Origin of the sequence: Ensifer sp. ENS06 (genome assembly GCF_014852205.1) — a bacterium.
Classification (GTDB): Bacteria; Pseudomonadota; Alphaproteobacteria; order Rhizobiales; family Rhizobiaceae; genus Ensifer; species Ensifer adhaerens.
In genome coordinates this window covers 1,081,667-1,096,449 of record NZ_JACVBC010000001.1, presented here as the reverse complement: position 1 = coordinate 1,096,449, position 14,783 = coordinate 1,081,667, and the positions used below count along the sequence as shown (strand labels likewise).

The following is a 14,783-nucleotide window of genomic DNA, read 5'->3' as shown; positions in this document are numbered from 1 at the left end:
CATGTTTTGCGTGCAGGGAATTATCGTGACGGATCGCTTTCGTGAGTTGGAAAGGCCACAGACTGGCCGCTTGAAGGACGTCGTCCTGATGGCGACCGTCACCGGTTTCGAAAGCCTGCGTTTTCCCCGCAAGTCGGACATGAAGCAATTTGCCGAGCTGTTCGAGCCGCTCTTCCTTGGTTCCAGCAACGAAGCCCGCCGGCAGGCTGCAGCCGCCCTTTCGCAATGCCAGCAAATTCCAGAGACAGTCGCAGCGCTGATCGGCGGTATGCCGATCGCCATCGCGGCAATTTTCCTGACCCGTTCGAAGGCGATCGCGGACCGGACGCTGATAACGATCATCCGTGAGCGCGGGCCGGAACATGCCGCCGCCATTGGCCGCCGCCCGAACCTCTCTCCGCTCGTCGTCGATGCGCTCGTCGAACATCACAACCCGCCGGGACTGGCAGCGCGCAGCAGCGCCGTGAAAGCGGCAGCAGCAGAGCAAGCGAGCCAGGAAGACGAAGCCGCTTCATTGCGTACAGCGCGCGAAGAGGCGCTTCGCCGCGAGATCAAGGCGCTCGCTGGCGCCCGCCCGCAAAATATTCCACAGACGCCGTCGTCCGCGGCGATGACAGACGTACATGCCGCTCTGCTCGTGCGTTTTGCGAGGAGCGGCGAGATTATCCTGTTCTCGCGTGTCCTCGGTCAGGCGCTCGGCACCAGGGATGCGCAGGTCGAGCGCATCCTGCTCGATATTTCCGGACAGATGCTGGCAACGAGCCTGGTCGCACTCGACGTCGATGTGGCCGATGCCGGCTTCGTGCTTCAGGCCCTCTATCCACATCTTCGCGAGCCCTTTGGCGAAACCAGCCATGCCGCCGCCTTGATTGGCGCCATGGACCGCACCGCCTGTCGCGCGCAGCTCGATGCCTGGCTCGAGGCGGAAGCCGAAGACGCGGCGCCCGCGGCAAGGCACGAAGCCTATTTTGCCGAAAATACTGCAAACGACACGCGCCACGTCGGCCCGCGCAAAGTTGCAGCAACGTCCGTCAACGGCCAGCCGCAGCGACTATTTGGCCGCCGCCGCGGCTGACACATGCTGCCGTTCATGCGGGCATGTCTCGCAACTTCGGCGATGGAGCCGACCTCCCCGCCCTAGAAAAGCTGCTTCATCGCGTCGATGATCCAGCTCCACTCACGACCGGTCGGAGCCTGCGGCGCCTGCCCCTGCAACACCGCCATCAATTCCTGGTAACGCGCCGAACGGGCGTGGTGCTTGCGGTACTGTTCGAGCTGCCAATCCAGGAAAACCTGATCCGGAGCCCGCTTCATCGCCCTTGCCGACTGCGCCAGCCAATCGGCAGCGATCTCTCTGCCGACGGCTGATTGTGGAGCAAGGTTGTTTTCGATCGCCGCCCTCACCCGCGCAAAGGTGGCTTCGGCGGCTTGAGCGTAGGCGGCGGGATCGAACTCTTCGGTCCACAGATCCGACATGTAGGCGCGCATCTCGGCGGCATAGGCCTTGTCCGACAGCATCTCCATCAGTTCAGCCCAGGCGTCGACCTGTTCGGCTGTCGGGTCGTCCGGCAGGTCCGGCGCACCGGCATCAATCATTTTCGTCTTCCACGCCGCATCCATCGGCGCGCCGCCGGCGACGTCATCATAGAAACGCTCGAGCGCGGCACGAAATTCCGTCTTTGAAATCCTGGTCACGGTCCACAATCTCCTGAGATCCGTTGGGGAGGGTTCATGGATCCTCAAAGCCATTCTCAAGGCCGTGGCGATCCGGCGCTTTGACCGGATTTCCGTTTCGAGCGTTCGAAGCCGCAAAGCCAGAACGTCGGTAAACGAGGTTCGGTTGGCCAGGATCTTGCTGATGTCCGCGAGGCTCACGCCCGCTTCACGCAGGGCAAGAACGAGGTCCAGCCGCGCCAGGTCGGCCCCGGAATACATACGGTAACCGCTCTCCGTCCGTGTGGACGGTGGCAGCAACCCCTTGTCCGAGTAAAACCGAAGCCGCCGGACCGGTATGCCGCTCAGCTTCGAAACTTCGCCTATCGAAAAGATTTGATCGCCCATAAACGCGTCCTACGGCCTCCACTAAGTGGAGAGTCAAGCAGGTCGGCGCATTCGGCACGACGGCGTCAGGGCCGGCCTTTTCCATCTTCGGCAACGACCTCGAACAGATCGCCGCGGTCGTCCAGTTCGATCTCCACGATCCAGCAATCCGGATCGAAGCGGATCTCGCTTGCAAGCGCCGCGTCGACCTGCTCGGCGTCGCTGTCGCTGAGCCGCACTTCGAACTTGCGGCCGAGATCAATCTCGTCGGCGAAGAAATTCTGCGGCGCCGGGGCAAAGAGCGTCTCGGTGCCCAAACGCGTCCGCTGGCGAATGAAGATCGCGCCGGCGTCCTCTGCTCCCTTGCGCAGCACCGCGGCATAGCCGCCAAGCGAAAACGCACGACGCAGCAGGGACGAGACGAAGATGTGGGACTTCAGGCGCATGGGAGGCTGATACACGCGCGGAGCGAAGGAGGCAAACCGCAGCTGAGCGACGACAGGCGCGGGGCGTGCATTAAATGCGTCAGAGCGCGCCGATTTCCTTGAGCTTCTTCAGCACCTGGGGATTGGGTTCGCCGGTCTGTGGCAGGCGGTAGTGCTTTTCGAAGTGGCGAATGGCTGCCCGCGTCTGTTCTCCGGCAACACCGTCGACCGCCACGTCCGCATAGGCGAGGTTGCTGAGACCCTTCTGGATGTTCAGCACCAGTTCGCTCGATACCGGAATTTCCGCGCGCGGAACGAAGGTGCTTTCCTTCTCGGCCGAGCGGATGGCCGCAGCGACCGGATCGATTTCCACGCCCCCGCCCTTCGTTTCGGAAAGCGGCCGTCCAGCCGGAACCGCGGCGGCCTTTTCAGCCGGTGCAGACTTCAAGGCCTGCAGCAGCTCGACGCTCGCCGCGCCGGTTCCCGTGCGACCCGCCCGCTCCTCGAACCGCAGGATCGCTGCTGCCGTGCGCGGACCGCTCCGTCCGTCCGGCGCGCCGTCATAAAGGCCGATCCGGCCCAATTCCTTCTGGATCTCGGAGACAAGCTTCGACTGCGCCGGATCCGGCACGCTCGCGACCCGTTCGGGCGACGGCTTTTCCGACGCCACGTCCGCGGAGGCAGACGCGATCACATCCTCGACGTTTTCAGCCTTTGCCTCACCCTCGCGCTCGATAACGAAGGTGGTCACCTTTCGCGGCTCGATCTCCTCGCCCTTGGCGATGGCGATTCGCTGCGCCGTTTCGGCGCTGACGAGCGGGACGCGGGTGCGCAACAGCGGCGACGGGTGCGTGCCGTGCTGATACCACATGGCATTGGCCGCAACGAAGGAGAACACGACGAGGAAGGCGGCCGAGCCACCGGACACCAACGGATGGCGCGCCATCAGACGACCGGCAAGCCCAGCACCCCGTCCGGCAAGGACCAGCCCGCGCACGGCCAGGCCGGGCGTTTGCCGCGCAGCCTTTTTCCGGTCAGGCTGTTTTCGCTTGCGCGGTGCCATATCCCCGTTCCTCGTTCAAGCTTTTCCCCTCGAACCGCCCCCCTTCGGCGGCCGGGGCGACATCACAATCCTTCAGGCGCGGCGGAAATTCCACCGTCACCGGCGTACGCGCTTCTTCCTGCTCCGCGCAGGCGATACCGGAGCCATCACGCGGCAGCGTGACGACGATGACGGTACCCTCGCCTTCGCGGCTACGGATGGAAAGCTCTCCGCCGTGCAACGCCACCAGACCCTTGACCAGCGAGAGGCCAAGGCCGGTGCCTTCGTAGCGGCGAGTATAATCGTTCTGGATCTGGACAAAAGGTTGACCAAGCAGCGCCAGCTTGTCGGCCGCAATCCCGATGCCGGTATCGCTGACGGAAAGCTTCAGCATCGCGCCGTCGGCCTCCGCATCGATCGTGACGACGCCGCCCTGATCGGTGAACTTGATGGCATTGCCGACCAGATTGATGAGGATCTGCTGGAAGGCGCGCTGGTCTGCGTTGATCTCGCCGATGCCGCGGGTGATGCGGCTTGCAAGCTTCACGCCCTTTTCCGTGGCCTGGTGCGACAACATCGCCTCGCAGGCGGAGACGGCTTCGGCCACACCGAAGCGCTCGGGCATCAGCTCGTAGCGACCGGCTTCGATCTTGCTCATGTCGAGCATGGTGTTGACGACGGAAAGCAGGTGCTCACCGGACTTATGGATCAGGCCCACATATTCGCGCTGGCGATCGTTCTCGAGCTTGCCGAAATACTCGCCGGCAAGCACGTCGGAAAAGCCGAGAATGGCATTGAGCGGCGTGCGCAGTTCGTGGCTGACGGCGGCAAGGAAGCGCGTCTTGGCATCGTTTGCCGATACCGCCTCGGCCGTTCTGGCCGCAGCTTCGGCGCGCAGGCCCGCTTCTTGCGAGACATCACGCGACTGGGCGAGGATCGCGACCAGCCGGCCGTTGTCGTCCCGCAGCGGCGCCAGCTCACAGGACATATAGACGAACTGTTCGCCTTCGATCGGCAGCGTGCGCCGCTCGATGCGGATGTCGACCGTCGCCCGGTCGCCGCCCTGGCGAAGAATGTCGATCGCGCTCAGGAAGGTGATGCGATCGGATATGTGGATCTGCTCGATGAAACCGCGGCCCGCTGGATCGCGCATCAGGGTCAGATGCTCGGCCGCGTCGCGGCCGTGCACGGAAAGCACGTTGCCGCGCAGATCATGCACAGTCACCAGACCCGCAAAGAGGTCATAGGCGGCAGACAGATCCGGAACGACCGGCTCCAATGGCGGCGCCACCTCTTCCGGCGCGCGGCCGCGAACAATCGCGCCGGCAGCCGCAAGCAGCGAGGCCGAGGCCCAAAGAGCGGTGCCCAAAGGAAGAGCCGAAGACACGGGCATGGCGAGCGACAGGGCAAGCGGCACCACCGGCAGGGCCGTCAGGGAAACCGCTGCCAGCGTGCGCAAACGCTTCGCATGGCGGAGATCGGCCGGCGAAGACGCCTCACGACGGGGAAGCCACAGGGCCGCGACCTCGTCCACACGGGACGTCCATCTGCCAGCCATGTTACGCAATACGCTCACGCTTTACCCTGCTACATTTGTTGTTCTTGCGAGGCCGACGCTCTCTGTTTTCACGACCCTTTGGATCGAGACTCAAGCCGCCTCGTGACATGTCGGAATCTCGCATCCCCGGCTTAATGAAAGAATAAACGCGGCCGTGCCGGAACCGTGCGAAACGGTCGAAAAATCCCGTTTTGAGCCAAATCGGGCGACCTTCATTTCTTGTGGTTAATGGGGCGTAAGCAACGGATTTCTGTGCATTTTCTGCACTGTGTTAACGATTGTGGCGCGGCTTTTGGCGTGCGATTGCCGCTGCGTTCGGGGTTGCCGCGCCCGGCTCTGCCACGAACCTTAACGGCGAACGCTAAAATGCGACACAAATGCCCTGCAAATCGCCGGACACCGGCATTTCATTAAAATTTGAAGCAAATGCCGCTCGATTTCGAAAAGCCGTCTTGTGATTCCCGCCGTAATGTCGATCTCAACAAGGGGCCGGGCACCAAGAGAACGCCGGCAGGCTCCAAGGATTAGAAGGTGGCGTGAACGGGTATCAGGGGATACCACGGCGCTGCGGGATGTCGAAGGTGCAAAAGCCGGCTACAAGACTGGCGGGCCGCGGCAGCCGAACGAAGGATGGGCAGAACATGTGGTTTCTCATCAAGGCGACATTCTGGTTTTCGCTGGTACTGGTGTTGCTGCCGTTCCTCGACCCTTCGAGCGCGCAGAAACTCGAACACGCCCCGAAAGTAGAACTCGGCGACACCTTCTCTGCTGCCAATGAGGCGTTCCAATACATCAGCGCCATCTGCATCCAGAAGCCGGATGTCTGCCAGAAGGGTGCCGAAACCTTCGTTGCCCTCGGCCACCGAGCCCGCGAAGGCGCCCGCATCGCCTACGAATTCCTCGACACACAGTTTGCCGAAACCGATGCCACGACGCCGGATGCCAAGGTGACGACCGGTACGGTCACGCCGGCTGCCGACGTGGCAGCTCCGGCGACCGAGGTCAGCACCCTCGACGCCGAACCCGTCTTCAAGCGCACCCCGGTTCCGGAAAAGCGCCTCGACCCCAAGGCTGCCGTTATCCAGTGACCGCGCCGCATCCTGCACATTCCTGACTTACTGCCTGACTTGCCGTCCCGTTGCGGCCGCCGCGAGGATCCCATCCCCTCGCGGCGTTTTCTTTTTTGCACCCGCAACCGCTGATTTTCTCGCCGCACAGCCACACGCAAGCCCTGCCTGCTTAGGTCCGCCGCACCGACGGCTGGAGGCAGACAATGCAGATTTATGGGCTTTTCTCGAACGCCAGCGTGACACGCCCGGCGGCGTCCGGCGCCGCCCCCGGCGCAGTTGGCGAAAGCAAGAGCCCTGCCTCGACCGCCCTGCTTCTTGGCCGCGATGACGAAAGTGCTGCGAACCGCGCCGCTGCCGCTAAAAAGAAGCTCGACGAAGTCAAGGAGCAGCTCCGCATGCTCCGGTTCTTCGCATCGGACCCGGAAACGCTTGCAAGGCTCGCCAAGCAGCTTGCACAACAGCTCGGCACGGCCGCCCAACAGCTGGCCGGCGCCGGCGGCGGGGGAGCGGCAAGCGGCGTCGCATCCGCCTCGGCCGCAGCCGTGCTTGCCGATGCCGGCACCGTGCAAGCAGATGCGTCCAGCGCGCAAACCGATGCCCCCGTGGCCGGCGGTGAGGCTGAGCCCTCTTCGGAACGGACAAGCTTTGCCGAGCGTGCCTATCGCGAATTCGGCGGGGATGACGGCGGCTCCGATCCCCTGGCGAAGGTGGCAGCCGAACTCAAATCCGTTGCCGAACAAGTGAAGCAACTGCTGCGCAAGGCGGAGCAGGAATTACGCGCCAAGGGATCCGGCCGCGATGCGGATGAGGCCCGGACCGCCGGCCAGTCGCTTTCGGCCGCCACCGGCAATATCGAGGGCGCTGGCGGCAACGTGACCGTTTCAATCAGTATCCCGACAAGCATCTCGGTCTGACCAAGAGATAGGTGCTCCGCATCCGTCGTATATTTGCCGGTTCTCAATGGCTCTGCCATCGCCTATATGAAGGCTGAAAGCTCGAGCGCGTGAAAGCGGCGGGCAAGAACAGGAATGAAAGTGTTCGCGGCAAGGACCGGCGAGCCTATAATCTCCCGACGAATGGACCGGACCATGACGACGCTCGACCAGATCATCGACGATTTCGCCTTTCTTGAAGAATGGGAGGATCGCTATCGCTATGTGATCGAGCTCGGCAAAGCGCTGCCGGAAATGCCCGAGGCCAAGCGCACGCAGGAAAACAAGGTTCAGGGTTGTGCCAGCCAAGTCTGGCTCGTCACCAATGCGGCCGGCAATCCCGAGGATCCCGTCCTTAATTTCGAGGGCGAGTCCGACGCCCATATCGTGCGCGGGCTCGTCGCCATCGTGCTTGCCATCTACTCCGGCAAACATGCCTCCGACATCGCCCGGATCGATGCGATCGACACCTTCGGCAAGATCGGCCTGATCGAGCATCTGTCGACCCAGCGCGCCAACGGTCTGCGCTCGATGATCCGCCGCATCAAGAACGAGGCGGAGCTTCGCCTGGCGGCTTGAACAGCGCGGGGCCGGACGCACGACCTTCTCCATTGCCATCGAAACACAAAGGCCGGACACTCTGGTCCGGCCTTTGTGAACATGCCCATATCCGTCATGCGCGGGGCAATTGGGCCCGCGGGACGACCAGTCTTACTTGCCGCGACGCTTGCGGCGCTGGCCGAGACCCATTTCCTTGGCGAGGCGCGAACGTGCTTCCGCATAGGCGGGCGCGACCATCGGGTAATCGGTCGGCAGGTCCCACTTCTCGCGGTATTCTTCCGGCGACAGATTGTGGTGGGTCATCAGGTGGCGCTTCAGCGACTTGAAGGTGCCGCCGCATTCGAGGCAGGTGATCTGGTCGTCCTGAACGGACTTGCGGACCGATACGGCCGGCTTCGGCTTTTCGACGGGGATGACGACCGGCGCGGGAGCCGCCGTGTTGTTCAGCGCCGAATGCACATCTGCGATCAGCGTGGAAAGCTCGGCGACCGGAACCACATGATTGCTGACGTAAGCGGCAACGATTTCCGCCGTCAGCTCAACCAGAAGTTCATGGCTCGCGCCAAGCGCTGTTTCAGTCATTTCTTTCTCCTATCGGACTTAAGCACAACCCGAAACGGCGTTTCGGGGGAGGAACGCTTGCAAGAGCCGTCAGGAAGCCTTGGCTGCCTTGGGATGGACCATCAACGCGGCAAGGAGAAACACCGGCCGCGATATCAAGAGCTGGAATTTGATTACAAAACCTGCTGCCGAGTCACCGGTGACGACCGAACTCTCAAAGCAACAATCAGCATTCACAACTCAAGCTGGAATTTCAGATCAAAGTATTTTCCACGACGACACTTTACATTTACTCGATTAACATCGATGCGCGAAAAATCCAAACATAAATTTAGCGACACTTAGCAAGTTTATCTCCAAATTGCTAAAATGGCCACACTCGATCGTAATGTTCTGAAATACAGTTTCAGAACTGTCGTCGATCAGTCGCGACGCGGCTCTTCCTTTTGCGGAAGCTGATCTATGACAGACAGCTTTGTCAGCCTGTAACCTACCTGATGTGCGGCTTTTGCCAGGAGATGAGCCGAGATCGGCGCAGTCAGAACGAAGAAAAAGAAGCCTGCGAGCGCGCGAATCAAGATGGCTGGATCGAGAGAATGCACGCCTGCGGCCAGAAGCAACAGGCCCGATCCGATCGTGCCGGCCTTGGAGGCCGCATGCATGCGCGTATAGAGATCGGGGAAACGGATGATGCCGATCGCCGCCAGCAGCGAAAAGATCGCGCCGACAACCAACAGAACGGCGACCAGCAGGGTGACGGCAATCTCGAGGACCGGGCTCATCGGCGCGCCCCCTTGCGCTTGCGCTGCGTCGATTTGCCTCTCGTCGCCGACGCGCGTTTGACCTGCACTCCGCCCCCTTCGACAGCCGCCCTCTCCGGCGACAGGCCGCGCGCGAGGACGAAGCGGGCAAAGGCGACCGTTGCCAGGAAACCGACAAGGCCGAGCGCGATGGCTATGTCGATGTAAAGGTTGAAGCCGGTGCGGATGGCAACGACAGCGATGAGGCCGATGGCGATCGCCACCAGCATATCGAGGCCGAGCACCCGATCCGGCAATGTCGGGCCGCGGATGATGCGCCAGACCGTTATCAGAAGCGCTGCGGACAGGACGACAAACGCAAAGCCGGTGGCAAGGGCGAGAATCTGCGCCGACAGGGTCATTCGAAAGCCTCCTTGATCCGGCGCTCGAAGCCATTGGCGATATCGCGCCTGAGGCCACCCGGATCGGCGCAGTCGAGCGCATGAACATAGAGCGTGCGGCGGTCGTCGGAGACGTCGACCGACAGCGTTCCCGGCGTCAGCGTGATGAGATTGGCCAGCAGCGCGATTTCGAAGTCGCTCTTGACCGTCAGCGGATAGGCGAAGATGCCGGGCTTCAACACCATCTTCGGCTGAATGACCAGCAAGGCGACCTTGGTCGCCGAAATTGCCAGTTCCTTGAAGAACAGCGCCGTCAGCAGGAAAAGCTTGATCGGGCGCACAGGGTAGGCAACCGGCTGAAGCTCGCGCCGGATGAGAAAGAGCGACAGTGCTCCGACGGCAAAACCGAGGATCAGGTTGGCCGGCGAGAAGCTGGCGCTGATGGCGCCCCAGATCGCCGTGAACACGAGATTGATGGTCAGGAACTTGGTCACGGGGCACCTCCCGGGAAGACCGAGTCCAGGTAGGCCGACGGCTCGGAAAGGCCCGCCGCTGCACTCTGAACCATGGCAAGCAACGGCTCCGGATAAAGACCGATCGCGAGCGCCAGCACAGTCAAGGCTGCAAGCGGCAGAAGTGCCGCCGGCGCGATCGTCGCAGACGCAGCGCCGCCCTCACCAGAGGCCGCATCACGCCAATAGGCGAGCAGGAAGAAGCGGCCGGTGACGATGGTCGTCAGGAAGCCGGTCAGAAGCAGGACCGCCGCCAGCCACCAGGCGCCGATATCGAGCGCCGCCTTGACCAGCATCACCTTGGGCCAGAAGCCGGAGAACGGCGGCAGGCCGGAGACGGCGAAGGCAAGCATGAGCGTCAGCGCCGCGAAACCGGCATGGCGGCGATAGAGGCCCGCCAGAGAGACAAGCGAGAAGCTGCCGCCGAGCCTCGCCGCGACACCGGACGCGAGATAAAGCGCGGTCATGACGAGCATCGAATGCAGCGCGTAGAAGATCGCGCCGCCGATGCCGCCCGGGCCGCCGACAGCGACACCCGCAAGGATCGAGCCGATGCCGGAGACGACGAGATAGCCGAGCATGCGGCGGAAATCCGTCTGCGCCAACGCGCCCAGAACGCCGACGAGCATCGTCAGCGCGCCGGCAATGGCGATGACGAAGCTCAGTTCTTCACGCTCGACCGGCAGCAGCATGACGGTAACGCGGATCAAGGCGTAGATCCCGACCTTGGTAAGCAGACCGGCAAAGAGCGCCGACACGACCACGCGCGGCGTATGATAGGACGCCGGCAGCCAGAAGTTCACCGGAAAGGCAGCAGCCTTCATGCCGAAGGCAAGCACGAACAGCGCCGTCAGCGTCATCAGCGGCGCCGTACCCGCGAGCCCCTCGGCCTTGCGGGCAATGTCGGCCATGTTGAGCGTGCCGAAGCTCGCATAGAGATAGCCGGTCGTGATCAGGAACAGGGTCGTCGCGACCAGGTTGAGGAAGCCGTATTTCACCGCTCCGTCGATCTGTTCGCGTTCGGAGCCGAGCACGATCAGGCCGAAGGACGAGATCAGCAACACCTCGAACCAGACATAGAGATTGAAGATATCGCCGGTCAGAAAGGCGCCGGAGACGCCGGCCATCAGCAGCATCAGGAACGGATAGAAGCCGTAGCGCCGGCCGCTGTCGTTGATGTCGGCGAGCGAAGAGATGCCGCCGGCAAGCGCCACGACGGAGGCCGTCAAAGCAAAGAGCGCGCCGGTCAGGTCGACGGTGAAGGCGATGCCGAAAGGCGGCAGCCAGCGCCCCATGACCATCGTTACCGGTCCGCTTGCAAGGACATGGCGAAGTAGGAGCGCGTCGATGATGACGAGCCCGGCCAGGCCGGCAACCGCGATGTAGGGATGCCAATCAATTTTCCGGCGCAGCATCACGAGCAGCGCGCCGATTGCGAGGCACCAGGCAACTGGCAGGATGACCAGCCAGTCGGCAGACGCGACGGGCTCGAGCACGAGCGCGGCGGAGAGATCTGCGGGGGGAGAGGTTGTAGCGGCCATGGGTCGGTCAGTATCCAAGCGGCGCGGCCGGCTCGTCCTTCGGCTCGGCAACGCGCATCTCGTCGGTATTGTCGGTTTGCAGCTGCTCGTATGCCCGCCACGCAAGAACCAGCAGGAACGCGAAAAAGGAGAAGGAGATGACGATCGCCGTCAGGATCAGCGCCTGCGGCAGGGCGTTGGCGGCGGGGCCGACGAGCGCATCCTTGTGGCTGGGAACGACCGGCGGGATGCCACGCGTGAGCCGGCCACCGGTAAAGATCAGGAGGTTGACGGCATTTCCGAGGATGGCAACGCCAAGCAGCACCCGGATGACATACTTCGACAGGAGCAGATAGACGGCGACCGTGAAGAAGATGCCGACGAGCAGAGCGAACCAGGCTTCCATCATTCGCCTCCCCGCTCTTCGAGCGAAAGCGCAATCGAACTGATCGCGCCGACGACCACGAGATAAACGCCGCAATCAAACAGCATCACCGTCGAGAGCGGCACTTCCAGGCCGAGCACCGAGGGATAGACCCAAAGGCCGGTCATGAAGGGAACGCGGGCGGCGATCGAGATCAGGCCGGCGACCGTCGCGGCCAGGAGGCCTGCCCCGGCAATCGCCATCGGGTGGAAATAGATCGCACGGCGCACCGTCTCGACACCGCAGGCGATGCCGTAGATCGCCAGCGCCGACACCGCGATCAAGCCGCCGATGAAACCGCCGCCCGGCTCGTTGTGGCCGCGCAACAGGACGAAGATCGAAAAAAGCACCATGAGGCTCGTCAGGAACGGCGCGACGGCGCGGAAAATCACCGACTTCATGCGCGTTCCTCCGCATCCGGATCGTTATCGGCGACGCGTCGAAGCGAACCCGCCCTCAAGCGAACCAAGGACAGGATCGCAAGACCCGTGACCATCACCACTGCGATCTCGCCCAGCGTGTCCGTGCCGCGGAAATCGACGATGATGACGTTCACCACATTGGCGCCGTGGGCGATCGACTTCGAGTAGAGATTGAAGAAGTCGGTGAGCGTCGCATCGAAGGGTACACCCGTCACCTTCAACAGCATCAGCCCGAAGCCGAGACCGCAGGCAAGGGCGATCGCGACATCCGGGATTTTTTGCGCAAGCGGACGATGGTCCGATGGCGACAACCGGAGCCGCGTCATCACAAGCGCAAGGACGACGACCGAAAGCGTCTCGATCATGAACTGGGTGAAGGCCAGATCCGGCGCGCCATAGAGCAGGAAGATGACCGCGACGGCAAAGCCCTGGATGCCGAGCGAAACGATGGCGGTCAACCGGTCGGCAGCAAGCACCACGGCGATGAGGCCGATGACCGCGATCGCCATGATCGCCAATTCATGCAGCGGCACGTCGGCGGCAAAGAACGGCGCGCGCGGGAACTCGCCATAGGCGATCGGCACGACCAAAAGCACGAAGGCAATGAGGATGAAGGTCGCGGTCATGTAGACTTCGAGGCGCCCGGATTGCAGCCGGCGGGTCAGTGTGACGGAGAAACGAACGAGCCCGCGGATGAACTGGTCGAAGCCACGATCCGGACCCCAGCCGATATCGGCAAGGATCGTCGCCATGAAGGCACGCACACGGTCGAGCTTCAGATGAAAGCCGATGCCGATGACTGCGGTCACGATCGACATGATCAAGGGCAAGCCGACGTGAGGAACGACCGAAATCGTGACCGCACGGGGTTCGCCCGCGATCGCCGACGCCATCGGCGTCGATACCAGTTCATGCGTCAGTCCGGAAAGCAGCGCCGCGGAGAGCCCCTTGGCGGCAAGCAGCGCCGGCCCGAGCCAGAGCAAGATCGGAGCCTCGTGGGCCGCCTTCGGCGTCTCGATCTTTGCACCGACGAACGGCTTGAGCGCGACGGCAAAGGCCACCGCGAACATCAGTGCATTGCCGAGGATCGCAATCGCGGCAAAGACCAGGGAACGGCGATCGAAGCCTGAGAGTGCGTAGTAGATCTCCTCCTTGGCGATGAAGCCGAAGAAGGGAAACAGCCCGCCCATCGAGAATGCCGCGGCAAGCGCTATGACGAAGGTGAGCGGCATGGCGGAGCGAAGCCCCCCGAGCCTCGTCACGTCGCGCGTGCCGGTCTCGTGGTCGATGATGCCGGCGACCATGAACAGGGCGCCTTTGAACAGCGAATGGGCGACAAGATAGAGCACCGCCGCTTCGATCGCGTGGGGTGCGCCAAGCCCTGTCAGCATGACTAGCAGGCCGAGGGACGCCATCGTCGTGTAGGCGAGCATCAGCTTCAGGTCAGTCTGGCGGCAAGCGAGCGCCGCGCCGATGACGAGTGTGGCGCCGCCGAAGAGCGGCAAAAGGATCTGCCATTCGGGTGTGCCGCCGAGCACCGGGTTCAGCCGCATCAGGAGATAGACACCGGCCTTCACCATGGTCGCCGAATGCAGATAGGCCGAGACGGGCGTCGGGGCTTCCATCGCGTTCGGCAGCCAGAAATGGAAGGGGAACTGGGCCGACTTGGTAAAGGCGCCGCCAAGTACCAGGAGCAGCGCCGCCAGATAGAACGGGCTTTCGCGCATCTCCGGCCCGAAGGCAGACAGCAGCGAGAGCTGGGTGACGCCGCTGACATTCCAGATGATCAGCAGTCCGGCAAGCAGGAACAGGCCCCCGCCTCCGGTTACGACCAGCGCCTGCAGGGCTGCGCGCCTTGCCGCCTCGCGCGAATGATCGAAGCCGATCAGCAGGAACGAGGTGATCGAGGTCAGTTCCCAGAACACAAAGAGCATCAGGAAGCTGTCGGAGACGACGACCCCGAGCATCGAGCCCATGAACATCAGGATGAAGGAAAAGAACCGCCCCTGCTGCGGGTGGCCTTTCAGATAGCCGCCGGAATAGAGCACGATCAGCGCGCCGATGCCGGCAATCAGCAGGACGAATGTGAGCGACAGGCCGTCGATCAGCCAGGAAAAGCTGACATTGAACGAGGGTATCCAGGCATAGCCGCCCGTAACCACCTCGCCCTTGGCGACTTCCGGCCAGAAGCCGATAAAATGCAGCACGATCGCCAAGGGAAACAGCGCAAGCACCCAGGCGGCGTTGTGCCCGAGAAGACGTGTCAGAAGCGGCGCGAGCAATGCCGCGACGAAAGGCAGTGCGAGGGCCAGAAATGTCAGGGCCGCAACATCCATCGTCCTGGCCTGCTCCTTTTATTTCATCGTATGATCGATCGGACTCCCGACATAAAAGAAGGGTGTTGGGGTCTCAAGCCTTATCCGGATAAAATCGGCGTTATATATCCGTCAGTTCGGCCGGACGAACCGAAGCGGAAGCCTTGCATTACCAGATTCGCGCGATTTACGCGGTGGCCGCCAACAACAATTAAAATGCTGTTAGCAAAATATTCATCGGGCGGCGGGGGATAGATCGA

At 62.6% G+C, this 14,783-nt stretch carries 16 protein-coding genes and 1 pseudogene; 4 read left to right on the top strand and 13 right to left on the bottom strand.

All coding sequences use genetic code 11. The features are described 5' to 3' along the window. Position 1 precedes the first annotated feature (1 nt). Positions 2–1,075, top strand: coding sequence for a DUF2336 domain-containing protein (locus IB279_RS05450; RefSeq protein WP_060584374.1), 1,074 nt, complete (start codon positions 2–4; stop codon positions 1,073–1,075). Between the two features lie 62 nt (positions 1,076–1,137). Here IB279_RS05450 and IB279_RS37925 read toward each other — a convergent pair whose 3' ends face one another. The 5 genes and pseudogenes from IB279_RS37925 to IB279_RS05430 all read right to left on the bottom strand — a co-directional run bounded on the left by IB279_RS37925 (position 1,138) and on the right by IB279_RS05430 (position 5,065). Further along, a complete protein-coding gene (locus IB279_RS37925; protein ID WP_309142273.1) occupies positions 1,138–1,695 on the bottom strand; it encodes a hypothetical protein in 558 nt (185 codons plus the stop codon). Positions 1,696–1,854: 159 nt separating this feature from the next. After that, a pseudogene (locus IB279_RS37920) lies at positions 1,855–2,061 on the bottom strand (MerR family transcriptional regulator); the annotation flags it as partial. A 65-nt stretch (positions 2,062–2,126) separates the two neighbouring features. After that, entirely contained in the window at positions 2,127–2,486 is a 360-nt protein-coding gene (locus IB279_RS05440) for a DUF1491 family protein (protein ID WP_034789344.1), read from the bottom strand. Positions 2,487–2,565: 79 nt separating this feature from the next. Then, a complete protein-coding gene (locus IB279_RS05435; RefSeq protein ID WP_060584318.1) occupies positions 2,566–3,528 on the bottom strand; it encodes a peptidoglycan-binding domain-containing protein in 963 nt (320 codons plus the stop codon). Continuing rightward, complete coding sequence (locus IB279_RS05430) at positions 3,500–5,065, bottom strand: HAMP domain-containing sensor histidine kinase (RefSeq protein ID WP_192339163.1); 1,566 nt, start codon at positions 5,063–5,065, stop codon at positions 3,500–3,502. The genes IB279_RS05435 and IB279_RS05430 overlap by 29 nt, the downstream gene beginning before the upstream one ends. A 641-nt stretch (positions 5,066–5,706) precedes the next feature. Between IB279_RS05430 and IB279_RS05425 the strand changes: the two genes are divergently transcribed. The 3 genes from IB279_RS05425 to IB279_RS05415 all read left to right on the top strand — a co-directional run bounded on the left by IB279_RS05425 (position 5,707) and on the right by IB279_RS05415 (position 7,646). Continuing rightward, positions 5,707–6,153 (top strand): DUF5330 domain-containing protein, encoded by a 447-nt coding sequence (locus IB279_RS05425; RefSeq protein WP_060604068.1) that lies wholly within the window; start codon positions 5,707–5,709, stop codon positions 6,151–6,153. A 185-nt stretch (positions 6,154–6,338) separates the two neighbouring features. Continuing rightward, positions 6,339–7,049, top strand: coding sequence for a hypothetical protein (locus IB279_RS05420; RefSeq protein ID WP_113188873.1), 711 nt, complete (start codon positions 6,339–6,341; stop codon positions 7,047–7,049). A gap of 174 nt (positions 7,050–7,223) precedes the next feature. Further along, positions 7,224–7,646 (top strand): SufE family protein, encoded by a 423-nt coding sequence (locus IB279_RS05415; RefSeq protein ID WP_034789482.1) that lies wholly within the window; start codon positions 7,224–7,226, stop codon positions 7,644–7,646. Between the two features lie 132 nt (positions 7,647–7,778). On the opposite strand, the gene mucR is transcribed toward IB279_RS05415, so the two are convergent. The 8 genes from mucR to IB279_RS05375 all read right to left on the bottom strand — a co-directional run bounded on the left by mucR (position 7,779) and on the right by IB279_RS05375 (position 14,544). Then, positions 7,779–8,210, bottom strand: coding sequence for an exopolysaccharide biosynthesis transcriptional regulator MucR (mucR, locus tag IB279_RS05410; protein ID WP_034789336.1), 432 nt, complete (start codon positions 8,208–8,210; stop codon positions 7,779–7,781). 401 nt (positions 8,211–8,611) lie between these two features. Beyond that, a complete protein-coding gene (gene mnhG, locus IB279_RS05405) occupies positions 8,612–8,971 on the bottom strand; it encodes a monovalent cation/H(+) antiporter subunit G (protein ID WP_034789334.1) in 360 nt (119 codons plus the stop codon). After that, positions 8,968–9,351, bottom strand: coding sequence for a cation:proton antiporter (locus IB279_RS05400; RefSeq protein ID WP_034789332.1), 384 nt, complete (start codon positions 9,349–9,351; stop codon positions 8,968–8,970). Before IB279_RS05400 ends, mnhG begins: the two co-directional genes overlap by 4 nt. Then, on the bottom strand, positions 9,348–9,824 hold the full coding sequence (locus IB279_RS05395) for a Na+/H+ antiporter subunit E (protein WP_034789330.1): 477 nt from the start codon (positions 9,822–9,824) through the stop codon (positions 9,348–9,350). Before IB279_RS05395 ends, IB279_RS05400 begins: the two co-directional genes overlap by 4 nt. Then, the gene (locus IB279_RS05390; RefSeq protein ID WP_113188874.1) at positions 9,821–11,383 is read right to left on the bottom strand and encodes a Na+/H+ antiporter subunit D; all 1,563 of its coding nucleotides are present in this window, start codon (positions 11,381–11,383) and stop codon (positions 9,821–9,823) included. Before IB279_RS05390 ends, IB279_RS05395 begins: the two co-directional genes overlap by 4 nt. A gap of 7 nt (positions 11,384–11,390) precedes the next feature. Next, the gene (locus IB279_RS05385) at positions 11,391–11,768 is read right to left on the bottom strand and encodes a Na+/H+ antiporter subunit C (RefSeq protein WP_060604062.1); all 378 of its coding nucleotides are present in this window, start codon (positions 11,766–11,768) and stop codon (positions 11,391–11,393) included. Beyond that, the gene (locus IB279_RS05380; protein WP_034789325.1) at positions 11,768–12,187 is read right to left on the bottom strand and encodes a Na(+)/H(+) antiporter subunit B; all 420 of its coding nucleotides are present in this window, start codon (positions 12,185–12,187) and stop codon (positions 11,768–11,770) included. The genes IB279_RS05385 and IB279_RS05380 overlap by 1 nt, the downstream gene beginning before the upstream one ends. After that, the gene (locus IB279_RS05375) at positions 12,184–14,544 is read right to left on the bottom strand and encodes a putative monovalent cation/H+ antiporter subunit A (RefSeq protein WP_113188875.1); all 2,361 of its coding nucleotides are present in this window, start codon (positions 14,542–14,544) and stop codon (positions 12,184–12,186) included. Before IB279_RS05375 ends, IB279_RS05380 begins: the two co-directional genes overlap by 4 nt. Between the last annotated feature and the right edge of the window lie 239 nt (positions 14,545–14,783).

Bases quoted from the DNA above. Each gene is read 5' to 3' on its own strand.
- IB279_RS05425 (WP_060604068.1), top strand. From the start codon at position 5,707: ATGTGGTTTCTCATCAAGGCGACATTCTGGTTTTCGCTGGTACTGGTG.
- mnhG (WP_034789334.1), bottom strand. From the start codon at position 8,971: ATGAGCCCGGTCCTCGAGATTGCCGTCACCCTGCTGGTCGCCGTTCTG.
- IB279_RS05390 (WP_113188874.1), bottom strand. From the start codon at position 11,383: ATGGCCGCTACAACCTCTCCCCCCGCAGATCTCTCCGCCGCGCTCGTG.
- IB279_RS05420 (WP_113188873.1), top strand. From the start codon at position 6,339: ATGCAGATTTATGGGCTTTTCTCGAACGCCAGCGTGACACGCCCGGCG.
- IB279_RS05400 (WP_034789332.1), bottom strand. From the start codon at position 9,351: ATGACCCTGTCGGCGCAGATTCTCGCCCTTGCCACCGGCTTTGCGTTT.
- IB279_RS05435 (WP_060584318.1), bottom strand. From the start codon at position 3,528: ATGGCACCGCGCAAGCGAAAACAGCCTGACCGGAAAAAGGCTGCGCGG.
- IB279_RS05430 (WP_192339163.1), bottom strand. From the start codon at position 5,065: ATGGCTGGCAGATGGACGTCCCGTGTGGACGAGGTCGCGGCCCTGTGG.
- IB279_RS05440 (WP_034789344.1), bottom strand. From the start codon at position 2,486: ATGCGCCTGAAGTCCCACATCTTCGTCTCGTCCCTGCTGCGTCGTGCG.
- IB279_RS05385 (WP_060604062.1), bottom strand. From the start codon at position 11,768: ATGGAAGCCTGGTTCGCTCTGCTCGTCGGCATCTTCTTCACGGTCGCC.
- IB279_RS05375 (WP_113188875.1), bottom strand. From the start codon at position 14,544: ATGGATGTTGCGGCCCTGACATTTCTGGCCCTCGCACTGCCTTTCGTC.
- IB279_RS05450 (WP_060584374.1), top strand. From the start codon at position 2: ATGTTTTGCGTGCAGGGAATTATCGTGACGGATCGCTTTCGTGAGTTG.
- IB279_RS05415 (WP_034789482.1), top strand. From the start codon at position 7,224: ATGACGACGCTCGACCAGATCATCGACGATTTCGCCTTTCTTGAAGAA.
- mucR (WP_034789336.1), bottom strand. From the start codon at position 8,210: ATGACTGAAACAGCGCTTGGCGCGAGCCATGAACTTCTGGTTGAGCTG.
- IB279_RS05380 (WP_034789325.1), bottom strand. From the start codon at position 12,187: ATGAAGTCGGTGATTTTCCGCGCCGTCGCGCCGTTCCTGACGAGCCTC.